General features: G+C 48.9%; 17 protein-coding genes and 1 other annotated feature. All 17 genes read left to right on the top strand.

Annotated elements, in window-relative coordinates:
• Positions 1 to 148: 148 nt before the first annotated feature.
• Complete coding sequence (gene hemA, locus BFJ94_RS14205; RefSeq protein ID WP_120463257.1) at positions 149 to 1540, top strand: glutamyl-tRNA reductase; 1392 nt, start codon at positions 149 to 151, stop codon at positions 1538 to 1540.
• Between the two features lie 262 nt (positions 1541 to 1802).
• Positions 1803 to 2450 (top strand): precorrin-2 dehydrogenase/sirohydrochlorin ferrochelatase family protein, encoded by a 648-nt coding sequence (locus BFJ94_RS14200; RefSeq protein WP_229716829.1) that lies wholly within the window; start codon positions 1803 to 1805, stop codon positions 2448 to 2450.
• Between the two features lie 3 nt (positions 2451 to 2453).
• The gene (gene hemC, locus BFJ94_RS14195) at positions 2454 to 3416 is read left to right on the top strand and encodes a hydroxymethylbilane synthase (protein WP_120463256.1); all 963 of its coding nucleotides are present in this window, start codon (positions 2454 to 2456) and stop codon (positions 3414 to 3416) included.
• Between the two features lie 7 nt (positions 3417 to 3423).
• Positions 3424 to 4974 carry a uroporphyrinogen-III C-methyltransferase gene (cobA, locus tag BFJ94_RS14190; protein ID WP_120463255.1) on the top strand — a complete coding sequence of 517 codons (1551 nt, stop codon included), beginning with the start codon at positions 3424 to 3426 and terminating at the stop codon, positions 4972 to 4974.
• Positions 4975 to 5004: 30 nt separating this feature from the next.
• Complete coding sequence (gene hemB / locus BFJ94_RS14185) at positions 5005 to 6009, top strand: porphobilinogen synthase (protein WP_120463254.1); 1005 nt, start codon at positions 5005 to 5007, stop codon at positions 6007 to 6009.
• A gap of 40 nt (positions 6010 to 6049) precedes the next feature.
• A complete protein-coding gene (gene hemL / locus BFJ94_RS14180) occupies positions 6050 to 7351 on the top strand; it encodes a glutamate-1-semialdehyde 2,1-aminomutase (RefSeq protein WP_120463253.1) in 1302 nt (433 codons plus the stop codon).
• Between the two features lie 47 nt (positions 7352 to 7398).
• Positions 7399 to 8271 (top strand): RluA family pseudouridine synthase, encoded by an 873-nt coding sequence (locus tag BFJ94_RS14175; RefSeq protein ID WP_120463252.1) that lies wholly within the window; start codon positions 7399 to 7401, stop codon positions 8269 to 8271.
• Between the two features lie 384 nt (positions 8272 to 8655).
• Positions 8656 to 9930 carry a LysM peptidoglycan-binding domain-containing protein gene (locus tag BFJ94_RS14170; protein ID WP_120463251.1) on the top strand — a complete coding sequence of 425 codons (1275 nt, stop codon included), beginning with the start codon at positions 8656 to 8658 and terminating at the stop codon, positions 9928 to 9930.
• 210 nt (positions 9931 to 10140) lie between these two features.
• Positions 10141 to 10432, top strand: a binding site (T-box leader).
• Between the two features lie 114 nt (positions 10433 to 10546).
• Positions 10547 to 13219 carry a valine--tRNA ligase gene (locus tag BFJ94_RS14165; RefSeq protein WP_120463250.1) on the top strand — a complete coding sequence of 891 codons (2673 nt, stop codon included), beginning with the start codon at positions 10547 to 10549 and terminating at the stop codon, positions 13217 to 13219.
• Between the two features lie 138 nt (positions 13220 to 13357).
• A complete protein-coding gene (locus BFJ94_RS14160; RefSeq protein ID WP_120463249.1) occupies positions 13358 to 14734 on the top strand; it encodes a bifunctional folylpolyglutamate synthase/dihydrofolate synthase in 1377 nt (458 codons plus the stop codon).
• Positions 14735 to 14793: 59 nt separating this feature from the next.
• The gene (gene murC / locus BFJ94_RS14155; RefSeq protein ID WP_229716828.1) at positions 14794 to 16116 is read left to right on the top strand and encodes a UDP-N-acetylmuramate--L-alanine ligase; all 1323 of its coding nucleotides are present in this window, start codon (positions 14794 to 14796) and stop codon (positions 16114 to 16116) included.
• Positions 16117 to 16272: 156 nt separating this feature from the next.
• Complete coding sequence (locus BFJ94_RS14150; RefSeq protein ID WP_120465239.1) at positions 16273 to 17547, top strand: SPOR domain-containing protein; 1275 nt, start codon at positions 16273 to 16275, stop codon at positions 17545 to 17547.
• Positions 17548 to 17768: 221 nt separating this feature from the next.
• Positions 17769 to 18563, top strand: a complete 795-nt coding sequence (locus BFJ94_RS14145) for a Maf family protein (protein WP_120463247.1) — start codon at positions 17769 to 17771, stop codon at positions 18561 to 18563.
• Positions 18564 to 18886: 323 nt separating this feature from the next.
• Positions 18887 to 19297 (top strand): hypothetical protein, encoded by a 411-nt coding sequence (locus tag BFJ94_RS14140; RefSeq protein ID WP_120463246.1) that lies wholly within the window; start codon positions 18887 to 18889, stop codon positions 19295 to 19297.
• Between the two features lie 246 nt (positions 19298 to 19543).
• Entirely contained in the window at positions 19544 to 19984 is a 441-nt protein-coding gene (locus BFJ94_RS14135) for a hypothetical protein (protein ID WP_120463245.1), read from the top strand.
• 199 nt (positions 19985 to 20183) lie between these two features.
• A complete protein-coding gene (locus BFJ94_RS14130) occupies positions 20184 to 23678 on the top strand; it encodes a hypothetical protein (protein WP_120463244.1) in 3495 nt (1164 codons plus the stop codon).
• A gap of 175 nt (positions 23679 to 23853) precedes the next feature.
• Positions 23854 to 25443 carry a stalk domain-containing protein gene (locus tag BFJ94_RS14125; protein WP_120463243.1) on the top strand — a complete coding sequence of 530 codons (1590 nt, stop codon included), beginning with the start codon at positions 23854 to 23856 and terminating at the stop codon, positions 25441 to 25443.
• Positions 25444 to 25598: the final 155 nt, after the last annotated feature.

Below are 25598 nucleotides of genomic sequence, written 5' to 3'. Positions count from 1 at the left end.
AATAGGTCTTCCCTGTGATATAATTAACATTGTTTGTACCCGATTCATGCTTAGAGTGAGGATATCTTTTTATAATGTGGGTTCATTAAGCGGGATAAGCGGCTTTATGAACAACCTCTTAAAGACTTGGGGAGGCAGGTGAACTTCTATGCACATTGTCGTTGTCGGGCTAAATTATCGGACGGCACCTGTGGAGGTCAGAGAACGTTTTTCATTTTCGGAACAGGATATGCCGCAGGCGCTGCTGGAATTAACACGTACCAAGAGTGTGATGGAAGGAGTTATACTCGCGACCTGCAACCGAACGGAAATTTATGTCGTGGTTGACCGAATGCATATGTGCGGATATTTCATTCGCAGTTTTATGGAGAAGTGGTTTGGGGTTCCGCGTGAGGAATTTACCAAGCATTTATATATGTACGAAGAGGATCAAGCGATCCGCCATTTATTCAGAGTCGCCAGCGGGCTTGATTCCATGGTGCTCGGCGAGACCCAGATATTAGGTCAGGTTCGCAGCGCCTTTTTGCTTGCCCAGAGTGAGAAGGCTACCGGGAAATGGTTCAATATGCTGTTCAAACAGGCGATTACCCTCGGCAAACGGGCTCATTCGGAGACCGCGATCGGCGAGAGTGCTGTATCCGTCAGCTACGCGGCGGTGGAACTGGGCAAACGGGTATTTGGAAGCTTCTCGGGCAAGCGGGTCCTCATTCTTGGCGCCGGAAAAATGAGTGAGCTGACGGCGAAGCATCTGATGGGCGGAGGAACGGAAGAGGTGTTGGTAGCGAACCGCACCTTCGCCCGGGCGCAGGAGCTGGCCAGCAAGTTCGACGGAACGCCATGCACGATGCAGGCCGCGATGCGGCGGCTGTCCGAGGTAGATATCTTGATCAGCTCCACCGGGGCGGAAGGGTATGTGCTAACTTCAGCACAGGTAGCCAAGAGCATGGAGCTTCGGCCGGAGCGTCCGATGTTTATTATCGATATCGCCGTACCGCGGGATATTGAGCCGGCGATCGGCGAACTTGGGAACGTTTTCCTCTATGATATCGATGATCTGGAAGGGATCGTTGAGAACAATATGGAAATGCGGCGCAATGAAGCTGTAATCATCGAGCGTATGATTGAGGAAGAGATCGCTGAGTTTCGAAGCTGGCTGCAGACCTTGGGTGTCCAGCCGGTGATTCGCGCCCTGCAGGAGAAATCCTCGGCAATCCATGCGAGCACATTGGACAGCTTATTCAATAAGCTGCCCGATCTGGATGATCGGCAGCGCAAGGTGATCACCCGCCTGACGAAGAGCATCGTCAATCAGATGATGCATGATCCTATTAAGCGAATTAAGGAAATGAGCGGCGAGGAGAGCGGTTCAGCGGCGTTGGATATATTCACGAAGATATTTGCTCTGGAGGAGCATTTGCAGGAACAGAGCGCATCTAAGGAATTGCCACCGTCAGAGCCTGTCTTGCAGGAGCAAGTAGCTGCAGGGGTAGAAGCCAGTTCGGACCAGGTACCTGTTCCGATGATGAAGGCATCTGTCTGATGAATTTCCCAATCAATGATAAATTATAGAAGCTTTGCCCTGTGGCCACTGCTTTGAATTCCGAATTGCTAATGCAGCTTTTGCAGGCAGGAGAGTCAAGCAGACTGGCACAGGGCTTATTTTTTAGATGGAGAAAATGATACGGATATCCCCTAGCTCGATGGCAAAATCCCCCTGAGTAGGTTATTCTATACTCATTATAATTAATGCGCATTAGTTATAGGCTTATGTGGAAAAAAGCTGGTCAGGGAGTGTTGGAGCGATGACATATTATGTGCCCATCATACTTGATTTACGCGATCGCTGCTGCGTATTGGTTGGCGGTGGTGCTGTTGCGGAACGCAGGGTGGCTTCATTGCTGCCGTCCGGGGCCAGGATTAAAGTTATCAGTCCCCGACTTACGCCTTGGCTGATTCAGACCTGGGAGCAGGGGCAGATCAACTGGACCCGGCGCTGCTATCAAAAAGGGGATTTACAGGGGGCATGGATTGTCTACGCTGTTACCGACCAGCCTGAAGTTAATGACGAGGTTGCGGCTGAAGCGCGTGAGCTGGGAGTGATGGTCAACCAGGCCAGTGAGGGGCGGCTCAGTTCCTTTATTACGCCCAGTTCGTTCCGGCGAGGAGAATTGATTGTTGCTGTATCTACTTCAGGAGCGGCTCCAGGGGCAGCGAAGCAGATATGCGACGAGATTGCGACGCGATTCGGAGATGAATACGAGGAATACATTCACTTCCTATCCCAAGCCAGATCGGTGATTAAGGATCAGGTACAGGATGCCTCGCGGAGAAGAAGATTATTTAAGAAATTGCTAGAGATCGATATATTAAGAGCTATCCAGGCGGGGAAATTCTCGCCGCCAGATGGGGAAGAAATGATATGCTGGATTGATCAATATCAGGAGGGGTAGGGAATGACGAAGCGTATATTAGTAGTCGGGACGAGGCAAAGTCAGCTGGCTCTGACCCAGACGGGCCAGGTCATAGCTTCACTTGAGAAGCTGTGTCAGGAGCACGGACTGCCGTTCGCCTTTGAAATCCGCAAAATTTTGACGAAGGGCGACAGGATTCTGGACGTCACGCTATCCAAGGTTGGCGGCAAGGGGCTGTTTGTGAAAGAGATCGAGCAGGCTATGCTGGATAAGGAGATCGATCTGGCTGTACATAGCATGAAGGATATGCCTTCGGAGCTCCCGGAGGGGCTTATCAATGGAGCGATCCCGATACGGGTCGAGCCTAGAGATGCGCTGATCTCCAGAGAAGGACTCTCTTTGGAGGAGCTTCCTCACGGCGCCAAGGTGGGGACGAGCAGTCTCCGCCGCTCCAGCCAGCTTCGGGCCATCCGTCCGGATCTACGCTTGGAATCGCTCCGCGGGAATATTGATTCCCGCTTGCGCAAGCTGGAGACGGAAGGCTTCGACGCGATTATTCTGGCGGCTGCCGGGCTGAAGCGGATGGGCTGGGAGGACCGGATTACCTCGCTATTGCCGGTTGATGTCTGTCTACCAGCGGTCGGCCAAGGAGCGCTCGGCCTGGAATGCCGTGAAGATGATGCGGAGCTAAGGCATTTATTATCGCTCTACAATGACCGCGTTACCTCGCTTACGGTTACGGCGGAGCGGCGCTTCCTGGCTGTGCTGAATGGCGGCTGCCAGGTGCCGATCGGGGCGTATGCCGTCTGGAATGGTATGAATGGAGGCAATTCTCCCGCAGGAGCTGGGTCCATCACGCTGACAGGGATGGTCGGCGATCCTGACGGGAGTCTGATTCTGAAGGAGACTCTGACCGGGGAAGATCCGGCTTCGCTCGGTGAGAAAGTAGCGAATAAGCTGATTTTACAAGGTGCGGACCGGATATTAGCCGCAGCCAGGGAGTGATGGAGGAATGGCTCGAGCAGGGAAGGTATATTTAGTCGGGGCGGGTCCGGGAGACGCGCGGTTAATAACACTGAAAGGCCTGGAATGCTTGGAGAGGGCGGACGTAGTTGTGTATGACCGACTGGCCAATCCCAGTCTTTTGACGAGAATGAAGCGCGGTGCTGTGAAAATTTACGTGGGCAAGACATTGAACCGACATACGATGAAGCAGGAGGAGATCAACAACCTGCTTGTAGAACATGCGCTGTCCGGGAGAACCATCGTCCGTCTGAAGGGCGGTGATCCGACCATCTTCGGGCGGGTTGGCGAAGAGGCCGGCGTGCTGCGGCAGCATGGGATACCTTATGAGATCGTACCGGGGATTACCGCCGCGATAGCAGTACCAGCCTATGCAGGGATTCCTGTTACCCACCGAGACATCGCATCTTCCCTATCGATTATTACCGGACATGAGAGCCAGGATAAGCTGGATCAATCGATCCATTGGGATAAGTTGACCCAGACTACTGGTACGCTCGTATTTATGATGGGCCTGACCAAGATCGGCTATATCGCCGAACAATTGATCCAGCACGGCAGACAGCCAGAGACTCCTGTCGCCCTGATCCGCTGGGGGACTCGGGCCGAGCAGGCTGTTCTTACTGGCACACTGGAGAATATCGAACAGAAGGTGCTTGCGGCAGGCTTTGAACCCCCGGCCGTCATTGTGGTGGGCGAAGCTGTCCAGCAGCGTGAGCGGCTGAAATGGGCCGAGGACATGCCGTTATTCGGAGCGAGGATACTTGTGACCCGTTCCCGATCGCAAGCCAGTGAACTGGTGCGGCAGATCGAGGATCTAGGCGGGGAGACCTATGAATTTCCCGTGATCGAGACGGTGATGCCGACCAGTCCGGAGCGATTGGATGAGACGGGGAAGGCTCTGCAGCATCTGGAACAATACGATTGGGTATTCTTCACCAGCGTGAATGGCGTAGAGTATTTCTTCAAGCATCTGGACAGACTTGGGAAGGATATCCGGGGGCTGCACAGTGCCCGGATTGCCGCTGTCGGTCCGGCGACGAAGGAAGCGCTACGGCGCTACGGGATTGCTGCGGAGGAATTGCCGAACCATTTTCAGGCCGAGGGCTTGTTCGAAGCATATGATCATCAAATGACAACGGGCCAGAAGGTGCTTCTACCCCGCGGCAATCTGGCTCGCGCCTGGCTGCCTGAGGTGTTGAAGGCTAGAGGACTCGAGGTGACTGATGCGGTCATGTATGAGACGGTCCCGGTAGGTGAAGCAGATGAGGAACTACTTAAGCTACTTGCGCAAGGGGGAATTCATGCGGTGACCTTTACCAGTTCTTCGACAGTAACCAACTTCCTGGCCGCTCTGAGGAACATGGGCATTGCCGATCCTGTGCGGGCTCTTGAAGGCTCGGCTATCTGTTGTATCGGCCCGCTTACGGCCAAGACGGCGCGTGAGGCAGGACTGGATGTAACGGTTATGGCGGAGCAATCTACAATCCCTAGCCTGGTAGATGGCCTTCTCGCCTGGAAGCTCAACAAAAATTCATAATAAACATGAACCACCTAGGAGGAATTATATATGGCTTTTCCAATTGTAAGACATCGTCGTTTACGCCAATCTGCTGCTATTCGTAGTCTCGTACGCGAGACAGTATTGACGGTGGATGACTTCATCCAGCCGATCTTCGTCGTTCCGGGCAGTGGAATAAAGAATGAGATTTCCTCTATGCCGGGGGTATATCATTTCTCACTCGATACATTAGAGGACGAGGTAAAAGAGATCGCCGAGCTAGGAATCAAAGCGGTGCTGCTCTTCGGTATTCCGGAATCCAAGGATAGCGTGGGCTCGGGTGCTTATGCCGAGGATGGTATTGTACAGCAGGCTACTTGCAAGATCAAAGCACTATACCCGGATTTGCTGGTTGTAGCTGATACTTGCTTGTGCGAGTTCACCGACCATGGGCATTGCGGAATGGTGCATACTTATGAGCGCGACGGCCATGTATGCGGAGATGTGATGAATGATGAATCGCTGGAGCTGCTGGTGCGCACAGCGGTGTCTCAAGCCGAGGCGGGAGCGGATATCATCGCCCCTTCCAATATGATGGACGGATATGTTGCGGCGATCCGTGCCGGCTTGGATGAAGCTGGCTTCAGCCATGTGCCGATTATGGCCTATTCCGTGAAATATGCCTCTGCCTTCTATGGCCCGTTCCGCGAAGCAGCTGATTCCGCTCCGCAGTTCGGAGACCGCAAGACCTATCAGATGGACCCTGCGAATGTTCGAGAAGCTATACGGGAGTCCGAATCTGATGTATTAGAGGGTGCTGACATGCTGATGGTGAAGCCGGCGCTGGCCTTTCTAGACGTGCTCCGTCAAGTTCGCGATCAATTTGATCTGCCGCTTGTAGCGTATAATGTCAGTGGAGAATATTCTCTAGTGAAAGCTGCCGCCATGCAGGGCTGGATTAACGAGCGGGCGATTGTTACCGAAATGCTGTTGGGGATGAAACGTGCGGGCGCGGATATGATCATTACTTATTTTGCCAAGGATGCTGCGCGTTGGCTGCGTGAAGGCAATTAATTTATTGAATCTACCGAACAAGGTGAGGAGTGAAGCTGTAATGAATGAAATGCTCGGACGTAAACAGGATAGTAAGTCTTATACTGCTTTTGAAGAGGCGAAGCAATATTTGCCTGGCGGGGTGAACAGTCCGGTGCGGGCTTATAAGTCTGTCGGATTAACTCCGATTTATGCGGATCATGCTTCCGGCTCAAGAATTTATGATATCGACGGCAATAGCTATATTGACTATGTAGGGTCTTGGGGGCCGCTGATCATGGGTCATGCTCACCCTGAGGTGGTCAAGGCGCTGCAGGAGGTTGCTGCCAAAGGGACAAGCTTCGGCATGCCGACCTTGCTGGAGACGAAGATGGCGAAGCTGGTCGTTGAGCGTGTGCCGTCCATGGATATTGTACGGATGGTGAATTCCGGTACAGAGGCGACGATGAGTGCCATTCGGCTGGCCCGCGGTTATACGGGCAGGAGCAAGATCCTCAAGTTCGAAGGATCTTACCATGGTCACGCAGATAGCCTGCTGATCAAGGCAGGTTCTGGAGTAGCTACTCTGGGACTTCCAGATAGTCCGGGCGTTCCTGCTGGGGTCGCTGCCGGTACAATCGCTGTGCCTTATAATGATCTGGAATCGGTTGAGCTGGCCTTTAAGCGCTTCGGCGAAGAGATCGCCGGTGTAATTGTTGAACCTGTCGCCGGTAATATGGGCGTGGTGCCGCCACTGCCAGGCTTCCTTGAAGGTCTGCGCCGATTGACGACGGAGTACGGCAGTGTACTTATTTTCGATGAGGTTATGACGGGCTTCCGCGTGGGTCTGAACTGTGCGCAGGGACGTTTCGGCATTACGCCGGATTTGACTTGTCTCGGTAAAGTTATCGGCGGCGGCTTGCCTGTAGGTGCTTATGGCGGCAAGAAGGAGATCATGGACAAGATCGCTCCATCCGGTCCTATCTATCAGGCAGGAACCTTGAGCGGTAATCCGCTCGCGATGACTGCAGGCTATACAACGCTGTCTCTCTTGACGCCAGAGGTATATGATCGCCTTGAGACTTTGTCGGCCAAGCTGGAGGCGGGCTTTACCGCCAATGCCAAGGAACGGGGAATTCCTTGCTCGATTAATCGTGTAGGCTCGATGATGTGTCCTTTCTTGACGGATCAGAAGGTGACTAACTTTGACACGGCCAAGAGCAGTGATCTTGATCTGTTCCGCCGTTACTTCGCTGCACTTTCTGAGGAAGGGATTAACGTAGCTCCTTCGCAATTCGAAGGCATGTTCATTTCTGGAGTGCACACAGATGAGGATATTGAATTGACGATTGAAGCGCATCGCAATGCGCTGAAACGACTGTGAGTCTGAAGAAGGCGGCGGGGCAGAGGCGGGGAGAATGGATTGAGCTGATGCCCGGCAAGCTGCCGGTTCCAGAGAACGGCGGTCGATATGAGGCGGCTATGATCTGGCTGCAGCAGGAGCTTATGGCTCCGCCCAAGCTGCTGAAACAGTTGGAGACCGAGGAGGGAATCAAGCTGGCGGGGGATCGCCTCCGCCTTCGTTTGTTTCCTCCGCGGGAGCTGTCCTTTGCGCCGGTAGGCAAGCCGCCGGTTATTTTGTATGAGGATGATTTCTGCCTCGTTGTGCATAAACCGGCCGGGGTGAAGATCCATCCGGATGGCGAGAGCTCGGAGCCTACGCTGGCGAATCGGGTATCCGCTATTTATGCGGAGCGCGGGGAGAAGGTGGCACCGATGCATATCCACCGGCTGGATGAATATACATCTGGTCCCGTGCTGTATGCGAAGAACGCTTATGCCCAGCTTAAGCTGGATGCGGCGATGTCCCGGAAGGAGATTACGCGGGTGTATGTGGCGCTGGTAGAAGGAATCGTAAGTCCCAAACTTACGGTCATCGATGAGCCGATCGGGCGGGATCGCCATCACAATCAGCGTCGGCGCGTCTCCCCCTCTGGGAAAAGGGCGATCACCCATGTCGAATTGCTAGAGACGATGAACCAGGCGAGTCTGGTGCGTCTGACGCTGGAGACCGGGCGTACTCATCAGATTCGCGTCCATTTAAGCTTTGCCGGGCATCCTCTGGTCGGAGATGCGCTCTATGGAGGGAGTACGAAGCTGCTGCCTTATCAGGCGCTGCATGGCGAGAGCCTGACGTTCTCTCATCCGCTAACCGGAGAGAGGATCTGCGTCGAAGATCCCTGGCCGGAGGAATGGCAGGGGCTGCGCAATAGTTTGCATAGTCAGGCCAGACTTGAGGAGTAATCTTCTTTTAGCTGCGGTTGAGCACGTTTAGCGTTACCACGTTTCGTTAGAGCTGGATGTAGAGGTTCACCCAGGGAGGGTGAATTTCTGCATATTTGGGCATATTTCTGACTGTTGAAAAGTACGGGCAAGTTTCTCGGAAGCTCTAACGAAACACCATATCGCTATTCGAGTAAATAGCAGGCATGCTCTTCCTTTTTTAGCATATAGATAGAACGAGCGAAGATTTGGACCATCCATCTTTAAGTACGTGTTCAAAAAGGTCGGTTTTCAGCACCGAGACAACTTCCTGATTTACATCGTGATCAAAAGTGGACTTTTTGAACGACCTCTTTATGGGGATGTGGGTCATTTTCGGATTTGCTAAAAAAGGAGGTAGTGTTCTTGGTTGATCATTCCTACGGACTGCGTTTTGATATTTATGAGCGCGTCCATCTGTCCGAAGATGTGATCGGTATCGAGGAACTGGAAGAGATTGAGCTTTTCCCGAAAATCCAAGTATATCCCGGTGATGAATATGCGGCTCTGCGCGGTCATTTATTGTTGTCGGGCCTTTATCGTGGTGAGGGTGAGACACGGGAGCTGGAGCATTGGATCCCTGTTGAAATTACGATTCCACTCAGTCGGGTTAACAGGCTGGAGGAGATCACCGTTGAAATTGAAAACTTCGACGTAGATTTGCTAAGCGCACGCAGCTTGAATATTACAGGCGTGCTCTCTTTACAGGGGATTGAGACGGCTTCTATGCGTTCAGAGGCTGAGGAGTGGACGGACCGGGAGTATGTTGCTGCGCATGAGCCTGTGCTTGGAACGGAAGAAGAACAAGATGCTGAGGCTCAACAGGACATGTATACACAGCCAGTCTCGGGAATTTCCGAGGAGGAGACAGACGAGGCCCAGGAGGTTTTCGCTGTCGATGATCCGGATGAGGTTAGTGAGCAGCGTAATGAACATGGGGAGGAGACGCTCTCCTGGTTGGATTCTGCTCCGTTATTGACACCGACATTTACGGCGGACAAGGAGCCTGATGAAGAGGAACAAGCACAAGAGACGGCAGCCAACTGGGAAGAAACTTCGGAGCAGGAGACTGCAACCTGGTTCGAGGAAGAGGAGCAGGTGCATACTCATTCTCAGCGTGCAGATGAAGCAGAGGCTGCGGTTCAGTCGGAGGCCCCTGAAGAGTCTGAGTTTGAGGCCGCCCATGCCGCCGTGGAATTAGAAGAATCAGAGCCAGTTGAAGCTGTTGAGGAAGTTAGCGCTGTAGAACATGAGGAGACCTCTTCTCCAACTGAGAAGAAGGAACTGAAGGTCGCATTTGGCAGCAAGAAGTATAACGGCAAGGAAGCGGGCGAGGGTTTCGGAATTAGCAAACTGCTATCTAACCGTCCCGGCAAAGAGTCGGAAGAGCTCGTGGAAGATGCTGAGGAGAACACCGTTGTGGCTCAGGAGGATGGCGAGGAAGTACGCTGGAAGAGCCTGTTCCTAGGCAATACCGAGGAACAGACTCCCTTCCGCAAGGTTCGCCTTGTCATTGTACAGCGGGAGGAGACGCTCGATGATATTGCAGAGCGTTATCAGCTTAGCACACGGGAGCTTCAGCTATATAACCGCTTGTCAGAGCTTAATCTGGCGGAAGGACAAGTGTTGTATATACCATAGGATCATGCAAAGGCCATTCAAAGGACCGTTCAGGCCCCATATGGATGGTCTTTTTTTGCTTGCCATGGATGATCCGGGAAGACACGGACACTATTGACTCCCGGCTTCATCCAAGTTATTATAATATAGATTTACAAATGATGAATTTCTCTGATTTTATATTTTAAGGTGCTCATCGTTATCAAAATGGAATTTTTTGAACAAACTAATCTAAAGACTTGGAACGGGAATAGTAGGCAGTTAGCCCTTCAGAGAGCGGAGTTGTATCGCTGGAAGATTCCGCAGGATACTGCTGGCCGAAGTCGCCCGGGAGTCGTCCGTTTGAACCGCTGATCTTCATTCGGTTAGAACGGGCCGGTCGCAGCCGTTATCTGTATAAGTGTCGCGAGCTTCTAGCTAGGTCTGAGCCTGGAATATCATATCAGGCTGAAATATCAGACGTAGGCCAGCAGCTTACGAAACAAAGGTGGTACCGCGAAAGATAAAGCCTTTCGTCCTTTGAGACGAGAGGTTTTTTGTGTTTTCTGCCGTCGCGAAGATAGCGGCTATGACTCTGAAAGATAGCTGTCTGCTTTCGCCAAGGCTACGCTGAATTGTAATGGAGGTTGAAGCAAAAATGACAGAAAACCAGGGGCAACAAACTACGGCAGAAATGCCAACAACGTATGATCCGAAAGCTGCGGAGAACAAATGCTACCGTTACTGGATGGAGAACCAGTTCTTCAAGGCAGGCATGCGGCCTGAAGCCGAGCCTTTTACGATCGTCATCCCGCCGCCTAACGTAACCGGTATGCTGCATATCGGGCATGCGCTCGATTTTACATTGCAGGATATTCTGATCCGCACCAAGCGGATGCAGGGCTATGATGCCTTATGGCTGCCAGGCTCGGACCATGCGGGTATCGCTACCCAAACTAAGGTAGAACAGAAGCTGCGGGAGCAGGGTATCAGTCGCTATGATCTGGGTCGCGAGAAGTTCCTCGACAAAGTATGGGAATGGAAAGAGCAATACGCTAATACGATCCACGAGCAATGGTCGAAAATGGGGCTCTCTCTCGACTATTCCCGCGAGCGCTTCACACTCGATGAGGGGCTGTCCGAGGCTGTACGTGAAGTCTTTGTCAAGCTGTATGAGAAAGGCTTGATTTATCGAGGCAAATACATCATCAACTGGGACCCGGTTGCCCGTACTGCATTGTCCGATATCGAAGTAGAGTACAAGGAAGTTAACGGACATCTGTATCATCTGCAATATCCGCTTAAGGACGGGGATGGCTACATTACCGTAGCTACGACACGGCCGGAGACAATGCTAGGTGATACGGCGGTTGCGGTTCATCCGAAGGATGAGCGCTACAGCCATTTGATCGGTAAATCGCTTATTCTACCGATTGTAGACCGTGAGATTCCGATCATTGCCGATGAGTATGTAGATAAGGAATTCGGCAGTGGCGCGGTTAAGATCACGCCTGCGCATGACCCGAATGATTTCGAGGTAGGGCAGCGCCATGATCTTCCGCAAATTACCGTGATGGATGAGGGCGGCAAGATGAATGAGGCCGCTGGCAAATATAAAGGCCTGGATCGCACTGAATGCCGTAAGCAGATCGTTAAGGATTTGCAGGAAATGGGCGTTCTGATCAAAATTGAAGATCATGTGCATCAAGTAGGTCATAGTGAACGGACCGGGGCTGTCGTCGAGCCTTACTTGTCCCTGCAATGGTTCGTCAAAATGAAGCCGCTCGCTGAAGCTGCTATCGCCGCCCAAAACGCGGGTGAAGGTGTTGAATTTGTTCCGGATCGGTTCGAGAGAACCTATCTGCATTGGATTGAGAATGTCCGCGACTGGTGTATTTCCCGGCAGCTGTGGTGGGGACACCGTATTCCGGCCTGGTATAGCGAAGAGACGGGAGAGATGGTTGTCGCCCGCAGCGAGGAAGAAGCTCGCGCTAAGCTGGGACGCGATGATCTGAAGCAGGATGAGGATGTTCTTGATACCTGGTTCAGTTCGGCCTTGTGGCCATTCTCTACGCTGGGCTGGCCGAATGAGCAAAGCGAGGATTTCAAACGCTATTTCCCGACAGACGTACTTGTTACCGGATATGATATTATTTATTTCTGGGTAGCTCGTATGATCTTTACTTCGCTGGAGTTCACGGGCAAAATGCCGTTCAAGCATGTTATGATGCACGGCCTTGTTCGCGATAGCGAAGGCAAAAAAATGTCCAAATCACTCGGCAACGGTGTAGATCCGCTCGATATTATCGAAAAATACGGCGCAGATGCGATGCGTTACATGATCTCTACCGGCAGCACGCCGGGGCAGGATTTGCGCTTCCATTGGGAACGTGTGGAGCAGGCGCGTAACTTCGCCAACAAGATTTGGAATGCTTCGCGCTTCGCGCTGATGAATATGGAAGGCGTAACCTACGAAGACATCGATATTAGCGGGGATTTGTCGACGGCGGATCGCTGGATTTTGCATCGCTTCAATGAGACGGCGCGTGATGTGACTCGTCTGATCGACTCCTATGAGTTTGGCGAAACGGGCCGTGTATTGTATAACTTTATTTGGGATGATCTGTGCGACTGGTATATCGAGTTTGCGAAGCTGAGCTTCTACGGTGAAGATGCAGCGGCGAAACGCAAGACCCAATCCGTACTGGCCTATGTACTCGACCGTACATTGCGCTTGATTCATCCGTTCATGCCGTTTATTTCCGAGGAAATATGGCAGCATTTGCCGCATAGTGGCGAGACGATTACTTTGGCGGAATGGCCTAAGTATGATGCTGTTCTTGAAGCTCCGGATGCGGTTCAGGAAATGAACCTGCTGATCGACATTATCCGTTCAGTTCGCAATATTCGGGCCGAAGTGAATGTTCCTATGAGCAAGAAGATCGAGCTGCTCGTAAAACCGGGCTCCTCAGAATTACTCGATATTCTTAGCCGTAATGGGCACTATGTTCGCCGCTTCTGCAACACGTCTGAATATGACGCTTCGCTCGAGTTGGAAGCACCGGATAAAGCGATGACGGCGATTGTCACCGGCGCAGAACTGTATCTGCCGCTGGCTGGTCTGATCGATATCAGTCAGGAAATCGCTCGTCTGGAGAAAGAAATCGACCATTTGAATAAAGAAGTAGAGCGCGTGGAGAAGAAATTGTCCAATCAAGGCTTTGTCTCCAAAGCACCAGCCAAGGTGATTGAGGAAGAACGGGCCAAGATGAATGATTACTCCGCCAAACGTGACAAGGTGCTTGCGCGGATTAACGAATTAAAAGCTTAGTACCCTAGCTTCTACGTCCAAGTCAGGGAGCAATCGGATTGTTATCAATGGTAACAGTCCGATTGCTCTGCGCTGGGCAGGAATATTTTGATAAGGCTTCGACTTTTTGAACACGACTAATAGACGAAGGTGAATTTCATGTGGGCTCGTACTGGGGAAGATAGCAAGACAACGCTGCAAGATTATAACGAGGCGGTAGAATGGATCAATGGGCTGATCCCGTTCGGTATACGGCCGGGACTGGAACGGATTGAACGATTGATGGAGGGGCTTGGGAATCCGCATCGCAAGCTGAAGTTTATCCATGTGGCAGGAACGAATGGCAAGGGTTCCTCCTGCGCTTTTCTGACATCGACACTGATGAAGAGTGGCTTTGATGTGGGAACCTTTACGTCTCCTTACATCACTAAGTTTACGAACCGATTCCAGTATAATGGCCAAGATATTCCAGAGAATACGCTGGTATCGCTATCGAACCGTCTCCTCCCTTTGATCGAGGAAATCGCAGCCTCTGAGCTAGGCTCACCCACGATGTTTGAGGTTAGCACGGCGCTGGCGATTTTATATTTTGCAGAAGAATGTTATCCTGATGTTGTGGTATGGGAGACAGGTCTCGGGGGAAGGATGGATGTAACAAATATTGTTACGCCTATCGTCTCGCTGATTACGAATATCGGCATGGATCATACAGATGTTCTGGGGGATACGATTGAGCAAATCGCTACGGAGAAGGCGGGGATTATCAAGCCTGGCGTTCCGGTCGTGAGCTGTGTTGAGCAGCCGGAGGCGATCGAGGTTCTGCGCAGGACAGCCCAGGCCAAGCATTCAACCTTGTATTTGCTCGGGGAACAGTTCTCTTACGAGCGTCTTGAAGGTAATGATCACGAGCAGGCTATGAACTTCCGCGGACCATACCGGGAGCTTAAGCTGAATATTTCCCTATTGGGTGAGCATCAGTGCAAGAATGCCGCCGGGGTTATGATGGTGCTTGAGGTCCTTCGTCAATATATGGCTTTTGTGCTTGAGGATGAGGCCGTTCTGTCTGGCTTCCGCAGCACGGCCTGGGCGGGAAGATTGGAGCAGGTCAGCCGCGAGCCGCGGGTCGTTCTGGATGGAGCGCATAATCCTGAAGGAGCAGCGACGCTCGCCAGGAGCATTCCGGAAATCTATAAATATCGCAAATTGAATTTGATGATGGGGATGCTGGCAAATAAGCATCATCGCGGCTACTTGGAGCATATATTACCAATAGTGGATACGCTTATTTTGACCGAGCCTGATTTTCGCAGGAAAATGGATGTGGAGGCGCTCTACAATATTGTGGAGCAACTTAAAGCAGCAAGAGCAAAAGAAAACTTGGAAATTATCGTAGAACGCGACTGGAAAAAGGCTCTGGAGCTATTGATGTCGCGGACGGAACGGGAGGATCTAGGAGTGGTTACTGGTACGTTGTATATGATTTCTGACGTGCGCGCGACCCTTTTACATCACACCGATTCTGAAAAAGGCTGGTGACCATATTGTTAAATACTAGAGAACAACATGTACATTTTATTGGGATCGGCGGTTACGGAATGAGCGCCATCGCACGTGTAATGCTGGAGATGGGCTACACGGTGACTGGCTCGGATGTAGCTTCCCAGGAATTGATCGAGAAGCTGAAGGCGAAAGGGGCCAAAATCTATATCGGCCATACGGCTGAGCAAATCGACGGTGCCGATCTGGTCGTATATTCGACAGCTCTTCCGAAGGATAATGTAGAACGGGTTGAAGCACAGGAGCGGGGAATTCCGGTTCTGCATCGTTCGCAGATGCTGGCGCGTCTGCTGAATGAACGGACTGGGGTCGCTGTTGCTGGAGCGCATGGTAAGACGACGACCTCTTCGATGATCGCGTTAGTTATGGAACAGTGTGGAATTGATCCGACTTATATTATCGGCGGGGAAATTATGGACATGGGCACGAACGCCAAGGCAGGAAAAGGCAAGTATGTCGTCGCCGAGGCGGACGAGAGCGATGGCTCATTTCTCCAATACCATCCGGCGCTGGGGATCGTGACGAATATCGAGGCGGATCATCTTGAGAATTACGGCGGGGATTTCGGACGGCTGAAGGACGCCTATGTGCAGTTCCTGAATCAAATTAAGCCTGATGGAGCTGCTATCGTATGCGGTGATGATCATATTCTGGGCGAATTGCTGCCTAAGCTGAATTGCAATATCGTCACATACGGGATTGATTCCGTCTGCGATTATACCGCTGAGGATATAGAACTGGGGGATCGCCATGTATCTTATACCATGAAGCGTGGCGATGAGAAGCTGGGAACGATAGAGTTATCAGTTCCTGGCAAGCATAATGTCTATAATTCCATGGCAGCTGTGATCGTCTGTCTGGAAGCGGACATTCCGTTTGCGGAGATCGCTGCAGCGATCAAGCAATTCCATGGAGCCAAACGGCGGTTCCAGGTGCTTGGCGAGAGTCGGGGCATTCTGATTATCGATGATTATGCTCACCATCCTACAGAGATTGAAGCGACGATTGCTGCCTCTAAAGCTACAGGTAAAAGAATCATCGCTGTGTTCCAACCACAGCGCTATACGAGAACCTTCTTCCTGCTGGATGCCTTCAGTAGAGCGTTTGGCGGGGCCGATGAGGTCATTATCACCGATATCTATTCCCCTGCCGGGGAGAAGCAAATCGAAGGCATAAACTCCTCGAAGCTGGTTGAATTGATCAAGGAGAATAGTAATGCCGGAGCGAGATATCTGCCGACCAAGCAGGATGTCATCGCTGATCTTGAGAATCGGCTTGAATCCGGAGACCTTGTACTGACGATGGGCGCTGGTGACATATGGAGAGTTGGAGACGAGCTGGCGAAGCGAATCTCCCAGTAATATAAGCACGGTTTACGACCGCAGATGCCTGGATGTAATACAGAACCTTTATCTCTATGAATTTGTGGAGATGAAGGTTCTTTCCATTTGAAGAGCATATATTTCTCTTTCCAGACATAAGGTATGTTAGGAGAATGGACAAGGAGCGTGCGGATCGTGAACAAGGCGAAGATGACCTTCCGGTTTGATAAGCAGGGTAAGGAAATAGGCGCTGCGGAGCAGCCCATAATCAAGACTGCTGGCTATGACTCTGATTATGAATGGAGATCCTTCCATGTGGACAAGCAGCAGGATGTGCATACCTCAGTAACAAGCGATAATCAGCAAGGGGACGCAAGTGAATCCTACCCCCGATGGCCCAGCCATGGAGAAGCAGACTATGACTATTCTGCAGATCACGTCCTACCAGGACCACCAGAACAATTGAAAATAGTAGAAGCGGAAGCGACCGATCCGGCAACGGAGGATGACGGTTATGATCGTACAAAGGATACTTATCGTACGGTAGAGACGGCGCTGGATTACGGTGATCCATTTTCGGAATACACAGGAGCCGGTGGCGTTGTGATTCCTTCGTATACGGACCGTCCGCCTAGAAACCCCTGGTGGAAGATGGTCGGTTCCGTAACCGGCGCGATTGTGACCGGTGCACTATTCGGCTTTGTGGTGCTCTCTATTTTTAATCAAGAGATTACATTGCCGATCCCCGGGATTAACGTACCGAAGCAATCAGCAGCTAGTCAATCCACCGATATTCCCGTCATGGGACAGATCAGTGAGGAAGAGCAGGGGGCCGCTAGTCAGAAGGAACTGGTGAACATTGCACTGCCCTCGGGGACCTATCATTTCCTCCAATATGGGGTGTTCAGTACGTCCCAAGGCGTCGAGCTTGCCCAGCAGGAGCTCCAGTCGTCGGGAGTCGCAGCGGCTAGAGATACGGTGGATACCAAGCGGGTCTACGCAGGGGTCTCTGTCGACCGCGAACAGGCCAAGCTGCTCAGCAGCCAGCTTAAGTCAGCAGGGGTTCATCTGATCCTGCATGAGATTTCTCTGCCCGCTTCAGCGGCGTTGGAGTATGCGGGGGATATCAAGCCACTTGAGCAATATATGGCCCAGAGCGCAGAATTGGTAGACATGCTTAGTACATTCTCGGCTACAAAATTAAGCGAGGTGGAGCCAGGACCTCAGAGCGCTGACGAGATCGCGGAATTAAGTCAGAAGCACCAGCTATGGACAGAGAGTGCCGCCGCGATCCGGGGCAAGATCGCCCAGGGGATGGAAACCGAGACGGGCGAAATGGAGAAGGCGATGAATAGTGCGATTGAAGCCTTGTCTGAATACAACAAGAAGCCCTCCAAATCTCTCTTATGGGAAGTGCAAAATGAGCTGATGCGTTTCATTCTGACGGAGCAGAAGCTGCTTCAAGGGTAAAATAGCAGTGAAGTGAAGGAATAACGATCAAACGGGCAGGAGCCGGAACTGGAAATAGTTCCCCCTGCCTTTTTTGTGTTTGTATTGCGGGTGAAATAACCTTATAATAATGAAGTGTCAAAAAATGGCGAGGTTGACAACAGATTAGTATATTGCTGTCGTCATCATTTGATTTTTTCGACATTTACTACTATATTATTGCCAGAAGGAGAGACCCGGTCTTGGAATCCAACGCACCACGCCATATCATATTGGCATCGACCTCACCGCGTCGCCGTGAATTGATAGCTTCCCTGGGAATTCCATTCGACATTGTTCCAAGCCATGCTGATGAGAGCACACCAAAGACGTGGACACCAGTGCAAATTGTACAGGAGCTTGCCAGACGGAAAGCCGAGGCGGTATATCATTCCGGACAATTCCATGAGGATTCTGCCGGAATTATCGTCGGCAGCGATACGGTGGTTGTCAGAGATGAGATTGTGCTAGGTAAGCCGGAGAATAGGCAGGAAGCGGCATCCATGCTGCGCTCACTTCAAGGCAGAAGCCACACCGTGTATACGGGAGTCGCTTGCATAGATAGTCGGACGGGTGAGAGTCTTGTAGACTACCGCTCGACGATCGTCACGATGAAGGAGCTGACGGAGCAGGAAATTGAAGCTTACGCGGCCAGTGGCGAAGGGCTCGACAAAGCTGGGGACTACGACACCACAATGCACCTTGGAGACATTGGTCAGTATCGTGTATTATCTCAGTCGCCAAGCGGACAGCCAGAGGTAATTGTGGGACATACTGTCAGTAAAGTAACGTTTAGACCTATGAGTGACGCGGAAATCGAAGCTTATGTAAAAACTGGTGAGCCACTCGATAAGGCAGGAAGTTACGGGGCACAGGGGTTGGGCGCTGTTTTTATTGAAAAAATTGAGGGTGATTTTTTCAGTATAATGGGGCTACCCTTAAACCTGTTGTACCAAATGCTCCTGAAATTTGGTATTAGTCCATTTCAAGAAAAATAGAGTTTTTCTAACGGAAGGTGCTAAAATTTTTAGCACCTTTTTCGTGGTATTCGACCTTATATACTTGGGTTTCATCTGAAGGACAAAATGTTAGCACATTTAAAAAGCTAAAGGAGAAATCCATAAGCTGTGTTTTATTTTGTAGAGAATTTGAAATTCGGATTTGGATACACTTGTACGATTTAAACAAGTACGCTAGAATACACAACAACTTTACAATACTTATATTTTATGGCGTGGGGGTTGGTCGACCACGAAATGCGACCTTATGTTGAAACTGAACTAACGCGTTTAAGAGAACATCAGAAGGACGGTGATTTCCAATGAAGCTCGAGCTAAAAGAAAAGTTGTTCACTCGCTTCCCTTGGTCGATACCAGACAAATCTGACACCATGAGTCCTTGGACACAATATACTTTTGAATGTGGGGACGGCTGGTATCAAATCCTCTGGGACATGTTCACTGAAATAGAAGAAGTCTATAAAAATAATGGAATCAAGATCAAACTAACTGTTGGGCAAATCAAACAAAAATTCGGAGAGTTGAGAGTTTATATTCACGATGCACTTCCCGAAGTCAATGAACTGATAGTTAAGTATCAAGAGATTTCGGTAAAGATATGCGAGGGATGTGGTATTGAGAGTAGCATTCAGCGGAGAGTGCATTACTGGACAACATTATGCGATGACTGTTACGATAAGCGGATTGAAGAAGCAAGAGTAGGATTAGGGTGAATGTCTAATATTATAGGTATTTTCGATGGCTTTTTACCATCCTTCGAAAGTGGGTAACGTTAATAAAGATCTGCAGAATGTATCGAGGAATTCGTGGGTGACTCCCTTCTACATCACTGGCAAGGCTTCACACTAAGTGTGGGGCTTTGTTTTTTTTTTTATTTAAGGTTTTTCTTTTCAAGTCGACCTCGTTCAAGCTAATGTATTAAAAACGATAACCGGACGTAATTTGGAGGAATGAGAATTGTGGCAAATATTACGGGTTACTGGAGCCAAGGAGAAATCATTTATACACATATGGAGGAAGAAGGTATCGCTTTCTTTCCTAACGGAACAGGATTATTAATTTGGTTCAACCCTTATGTAGAAATAATTGATACATTTCACTGGAGGCATCAGAATGAGAGAATATCACTTTTAGGCAAAAAGCAAATTACCTTTCGAGATGATGATCTTTCTGAGATCAAACCTTCTGATCTTAGTGTCGCTGACATTTTAATGAATATGGTCAAACGTAAGTCAATCAATAGTGGAACTGTAAAGGCACTTGAATTCCTAGAGCCAATTGGGTATTCATCTGAAAGTCGATTTGGTTTTATATGCAGGGATATATGGGGTATGGATCATTACAAAAGAAAGCAAGAAGTAATAATGAAATATGGTGAACTCCAGAAAAGTGAAAATTGAAATACACAATCAAGGCAGCTTAAGTCCTCAAGCTGTCTTGATTTTTTGCACTTAACATACTGCGAGTGACTATTTCTTCAAATAAAAATTTTTAGGGACTTGAAAATTCTCGATACTTCAACACCTGAAAGTCGACCAAAAACATATTAAGTAAGAACAATTTTTAAACAATGCAAACTAAAAGAACGGAGGGATACAGTTGAGTGAACCAGAATGGATCGAGGAGTATCCTATGAACATGGATGACGAAGATGCCGCCGTGCCTACCGAGCTAAGTTTGAACGCTATAGCGGCAATGGCACAGGACTTTGCAGCTTTAACTGGGCTTAGTTCGAGTCAATTGCGACACCATCTTATAGAAAGGACATTACTGCCACTAGCTGCGAAGAAAGGAATGACCGACGAAATAATCCTTTCTCATAACAACGAAGATGATAAGTACAAAGCGTTGGTATGTGAGCTATATCCGACTTTGGCTAAGTTGGTGGACAATGTAGATCATTCAAAGAATCGTCTATATTTACAGGAGCTTCTTACAGTTGCAATGTCATTAGTTGTTTGGAACGAAATCGAGAATAAAGTAAAGGCGAAGTCAATCGATACGAAGCAGTTTCAAGGAGTTACCCAACAAGTTTGTGACACTACGGTTTATTTTGAAAACGAAGTCTTTCCGATTACCGACTTTGTAAGATCAGTTGCAGTAGAGCGCCGCTCCGTAGAGAAGGGTGATTTTGAAGTCATTTCAGATTTGCTTGGGGTATTGAAAGCCTTGAACACTGTCGGAACAGGAAACTCATCGGTTGTTTCTGAAAGAGCCGCTAGACCTACACAAGACAAGCAAACCTATATCAGAGAGCTTGCATCAAAGGGTTTTTTCCCGAAGGATAATAAGACTTCTGTTGCAGGGAAAACAGGTATTCATGACACTCTGATTGGCTTAATCAAGCTGTTCTACTCGGAGTCACCAGTTAGTAGTCTTGGCTTCAAGGATAAAGTGTACATGGTCAATCAATCCCTTTTGGAGTCCAAAGGTGCTAACCCAAAAGGAGTCGATATCTGGAACGCAGCAACATACACTCTGGACGAAGATTTGATGTTCCGAGTATTCATTAAAGAAGACGATATTTCATTCACAGTTCTGATAAAGCTACCAGTAGGAGTCACCAATTTTGATTTCTCGAGGAAGTCCAGCGAATTGGACGCTATCCCGTTATTATTCAGCAACATGAATCCTTCAGCGGGAACCGTCTATTCCAGTTCCTTAATGAAACAACCGAGAGTCTGTAACTTAGGCTCAACGAGGAAAGTTACGGCAGCCTACGATTGTATCGAGATGGTTTTATCCAAGGACTTACTGGCATTCCGAAACGCCAATTGGTCGTTGCGGGATTACATCAGAGCTTGTCAGGGCGAACAGAACGACTTTGCTTCATTCGATGATTTGTCTTTAGGTGAGAAGATCGTTGTCGGTGTTATGCTAGGAGCTTTGAAAGCCGAACGATTTGACTGTACAGGAAAATACAATGTGAGCGGTATTGTAGGTGGAGGAGCCGGTTCAGGTAAAACCGCAATGTATGACAGTTTATTGGTGCAATCAGTTGCCCTGCAGGGGGTTGAAGGAAACGGCTCTGTGGTTCTCATCGACCAAAAGGAAGAATGGGTTCCGATTTGGAGGAAGGTATTTAACAGCTTAGGAGTACCGTTTTACGGTTTTGACGGAGAAGTACTGAACTCTGCCGAATTGAAGTGGGTCGACATCAAGCGTGGGGAAAGAATAGTCGAGAATATTCCCTTTAAGGTCAATGCTTATATCGGGGGTATCCTTTTTGCCAGAGTGGTTTATCAAACGATTCAGGTTATTCTCAAGGAGACAGGCTGTTCTGACATTATCGAGTTTAATAAAGGCAATCACAATTACAAGGGAATCACAAGGCTTCCGCGCATCTTCTTTTTGGTCGATGAGCTGAATTCTCTTTATGCAAGCATCAAAGGTGATCCTGCAATTCCGCAGAGTGTTTACAAAGGATTGATTTTAGCAAGGTTGACCAGAACAAGCGGCTTTCACTGGTTATTAGGTGGTCAAGATCCGAGTAAGACGCTAATTGCCAGTGATGAGCGAAGCAACTATAACTACAATATCTTCGGTAAGATGGCAGACGAGCGTTATGAGTATTTCGGGGTCACTCAGAATCAAGCGGTTCAAGGCTATGAGGAGAAGCATGGTGCCCTCGATAATCCGAATCCAATCCTAAGCCAGGGGGTATTTTACGCGGGACCGAAAGGGAAAACGGATTTGGTTAAAAGTTTATTTGTTTCGAAGGATGAACGTCTGGATGCAATCAGAGACCTAAATTCTTCACTCAGCGGCATGCAAGAATTGGACAAAATCGTAAGGTTGGCTTTGGCTGAAGGTTATTTTGATGCATTTGAAGTTACATTAGGTAAACCCAATAACATTGTGTATGCAACCCTTCGTAATTTAGGGGTTATCTCGCAAAAGGAATTTGAATACTACACCGAACGTGTATTGAGCGGAAATAACAATGACGCATCGGACGTACTTGATGATGCATTGAATGTTTACGAAGCCGATTCTGTTAAAAAGAGTCCAACCCCGACCAACGTAGTTGAGCAGAATCGTCCACTCGAGAAAACATCTAGTGGGACGATTCTAACCGAAAGACGAGAAGTACCCGATGACCACTTGCAATTGAAGAATGCTCGACCTGTATATCAAAATCACGTCCTCCAAGATCCATACGTTTCACCAAGAGAACAGAATGCTTTTTCAGCAATTTATGAAGCTCAGATTGATCCCGAGGTAAATCCATTTGAAGTATTCAAAGTTGAGAATCGAGATAACCTCAATCCGTTCTCATCTATGACTGCATTCAGAATGATGTCGGATATGCTTATGAAGCAGATTAAGCAAATGGTTGGAGATTTGAAAAGGATTGAAAGTTTTGAGGTCACTGGTAATGGTCTTATCATCAACGATGTTGCATTTAGACCAACATTCAGTCAAGAAGTATTGAAATCCATGCCATATGCAATAAGGGTGAAGGCAGAGAAAGGGAATGTCGTAGAGCTATTCCATTTCAAAAACATCTTTAGGTTCAAAAATTTAGTTTGTCTTCGAATCGATAATGCCCGTCTTGCAGAAGGGCGTGTAAGACGCGAAATTGGTTGGGATCAGAGAAAGTCATGGTTCAAGCTATTCGACCATTTCCGTCATCTTAGTGAACTGTATATCGGTGGAGAGCTTATTGCGGATGAGGAGACGGCTAAAGAGTATGACAATCGTGGTCGCGGCGGATTCACGTTAACGGAAAAGTTGAGAAATGCATTCGGTCTTGGGGTAAATGTGGTTTCGTCCTCTCACATGGAGCGGGTTTGGGATTCAAAGCCGGTAAGAGTCATGGGAAGTGCGGTAGGCTGGACATTAGCCTTCAAGGGGATGACGCTTGCAGCGAGCTTACTCGGTCCTTGGGGTATCGTCTTCGCAGGTCTTGCAGGTTATAAAGCATATCAGGAACTAAGAAATCGCCAAGGACATAAACAAACTCAAATGCCAAAACACCTTAAAGGGCAAATGCCAACTCAACAACAAAGGCAAAGTCAGTGGCAATGGCAACAGCAACAGCAAACTCAGGACCCAAGATATCGCCAAGGGACAAAGCGAACTAGACGCTGACCTTGAACTGGCAGTATGACCTTGTCGAATAAAATTGACTTAGCTAATCGGTACATGAGCTTATAGATGATTGTTCAATTTATGCTATTGAAAATTCACTGAACTTCAGGACAAGTTATCCGAGCTAATTTATATTACATGCAAAGGAAAAACAAGCGTAAAGGAGGAACGACCAATGCCACCCTATGTAAATGAGGATACCAAGATTTATTCATCGACTGTATACACTAAGGGCAGTTCTAAACGGACTTTCAGTTTTGTAATCAAAGGTATGATAATAAGCGCAGCATTTCTTGCTGGTATAGCTTCAGGAGGGGTTCCGGCTAATGCAGCGCCCAATCCCTCCATCCCTCCAACCATCGCCGCGCAACAAGTTCAAGTCAATTTCGAAGATGAGGCGACATTAATAGCCAATCTCAACATGGCGGTTAAAGCGATTAAGGAAGAGGGCTGGACGATAGAAAGATTGACCAAGATCATGGATCAATTAACCTTGATTGAGGACAGGTTATTTGAAGGGAATATTTTCAAGGGCAAAGAGGAGTTGAGAAGCCCTCTGAAAACTGCTCTTGCCGAAACTGAAAAAGTGTTTACGGCTCATGGGGCTGATGGATTGTCTACCCTTCGCGAGAATGATGCTCCTGAACGATTGTATCGAATGCAGGAAATGCTTGGAATGAAGTCCAACCGGAATAATGTTAATTTAGCGCCAGTTGCTCAAAAGAACGAGGTAAGGATAGCTTCAGTAGCCAAGGACGAGGTAACAGTCTTTATCGATGGTGTGAAGCAAAATTTCCCGCAGTCAGCAATCGTAAAGAATGGAAATACTCTTGTACCTATGAGAGGGGTATTTGAAGCGTTAAAAGCAGATGTGAAATGGGATCAGCCAACTCAAACAGCCACAGCAACAAAAGGAAGTACGACCATTAAGCTAACTATTGGACAACCAACGGCTTATGTTAACGGGAAAGCAGTCCTATTAGCCGCTAAAGGCGAGGTTATAAATGGGGCAACAATGGTTCCGCTTCGCTTTGTCAGCGAAGCCCTTGGGGGAGAGGTTAAATGGGATTCGAAAACAATGACAGCTTATATTGAAAGTGCAAAAGTATCTGATTCGGTTAAGCACCAGGCAGTTGACGGTATCTCTGTAAAACACGGCAAACACACATACGCAAGTCGAAACCAGAGTGAGTACGATCAAGTAATGAAAATTGTTGAGAATGCGGTAAACGGCTATGACGAATCTGGTTTTGGAGGGGTATATCAGAAGTACTATTACGAATACCTCGATGGAGCCAGATGGACAGGAGATAAATCGGATCGATCCGACCGAAATCGTGGCTTGTATGCGGCAGAGAATTCAATTGGCGATTTAATAAAGGCTGGAGTCAGTAAAGAGGAGATCGTAAAGGTCGACACAATAGCTTCGATTGCCTACGACTTGTTACGAGGGGTACCAGACCCTAAAGATGGTTCTCCAAGATCTGCTTTTGATGCCCTTGCACGTTCCCCGCGCATGACAGATTGCGATTCCGATAGCCAGGTATTTTCAGCAGTATTTGACGCAATGGGCTATAACACGATGATTGGCTCCAGTCCAAATCATGCTGATCCTTATGTTGAGATTGATGGAATCTGGTATTCAATCGTTTCAGGCACGTTCACTAAAGCAGGAACTAGTGGAGATATTTCAAAGTTCCTGAAAGAGAATCCAGATCGGGGTATTCATACTCAGCCGACCTTCGGATCAGTGATAAGCAAATAATAAATTCAGTATGAGGCGATGTCATTCACGGCATCGTCTTTTTAATTTTGTGAAAATTTTTCAAGACTTAAGCCCAATTTCAAGAGTTGGCGGGACATTTAACTTATAGATACAAGCAAAAGACTGTCATCCAAAACAGTTGAGCAAAACAAGAA

The organism is Paenibacillus aceti (assembly GCF_003614185.1).
In the GTDB taxonomy this organism is placed as follows: Bacteria; Bacillota; Bacilli; order Paenibacillales; family Paenibacillaceae; genus Fontibacillus; species Fontibacillus aceti.
This window is presented reverse-complemented; position numbering and strand designations above follow the sequence as displayed.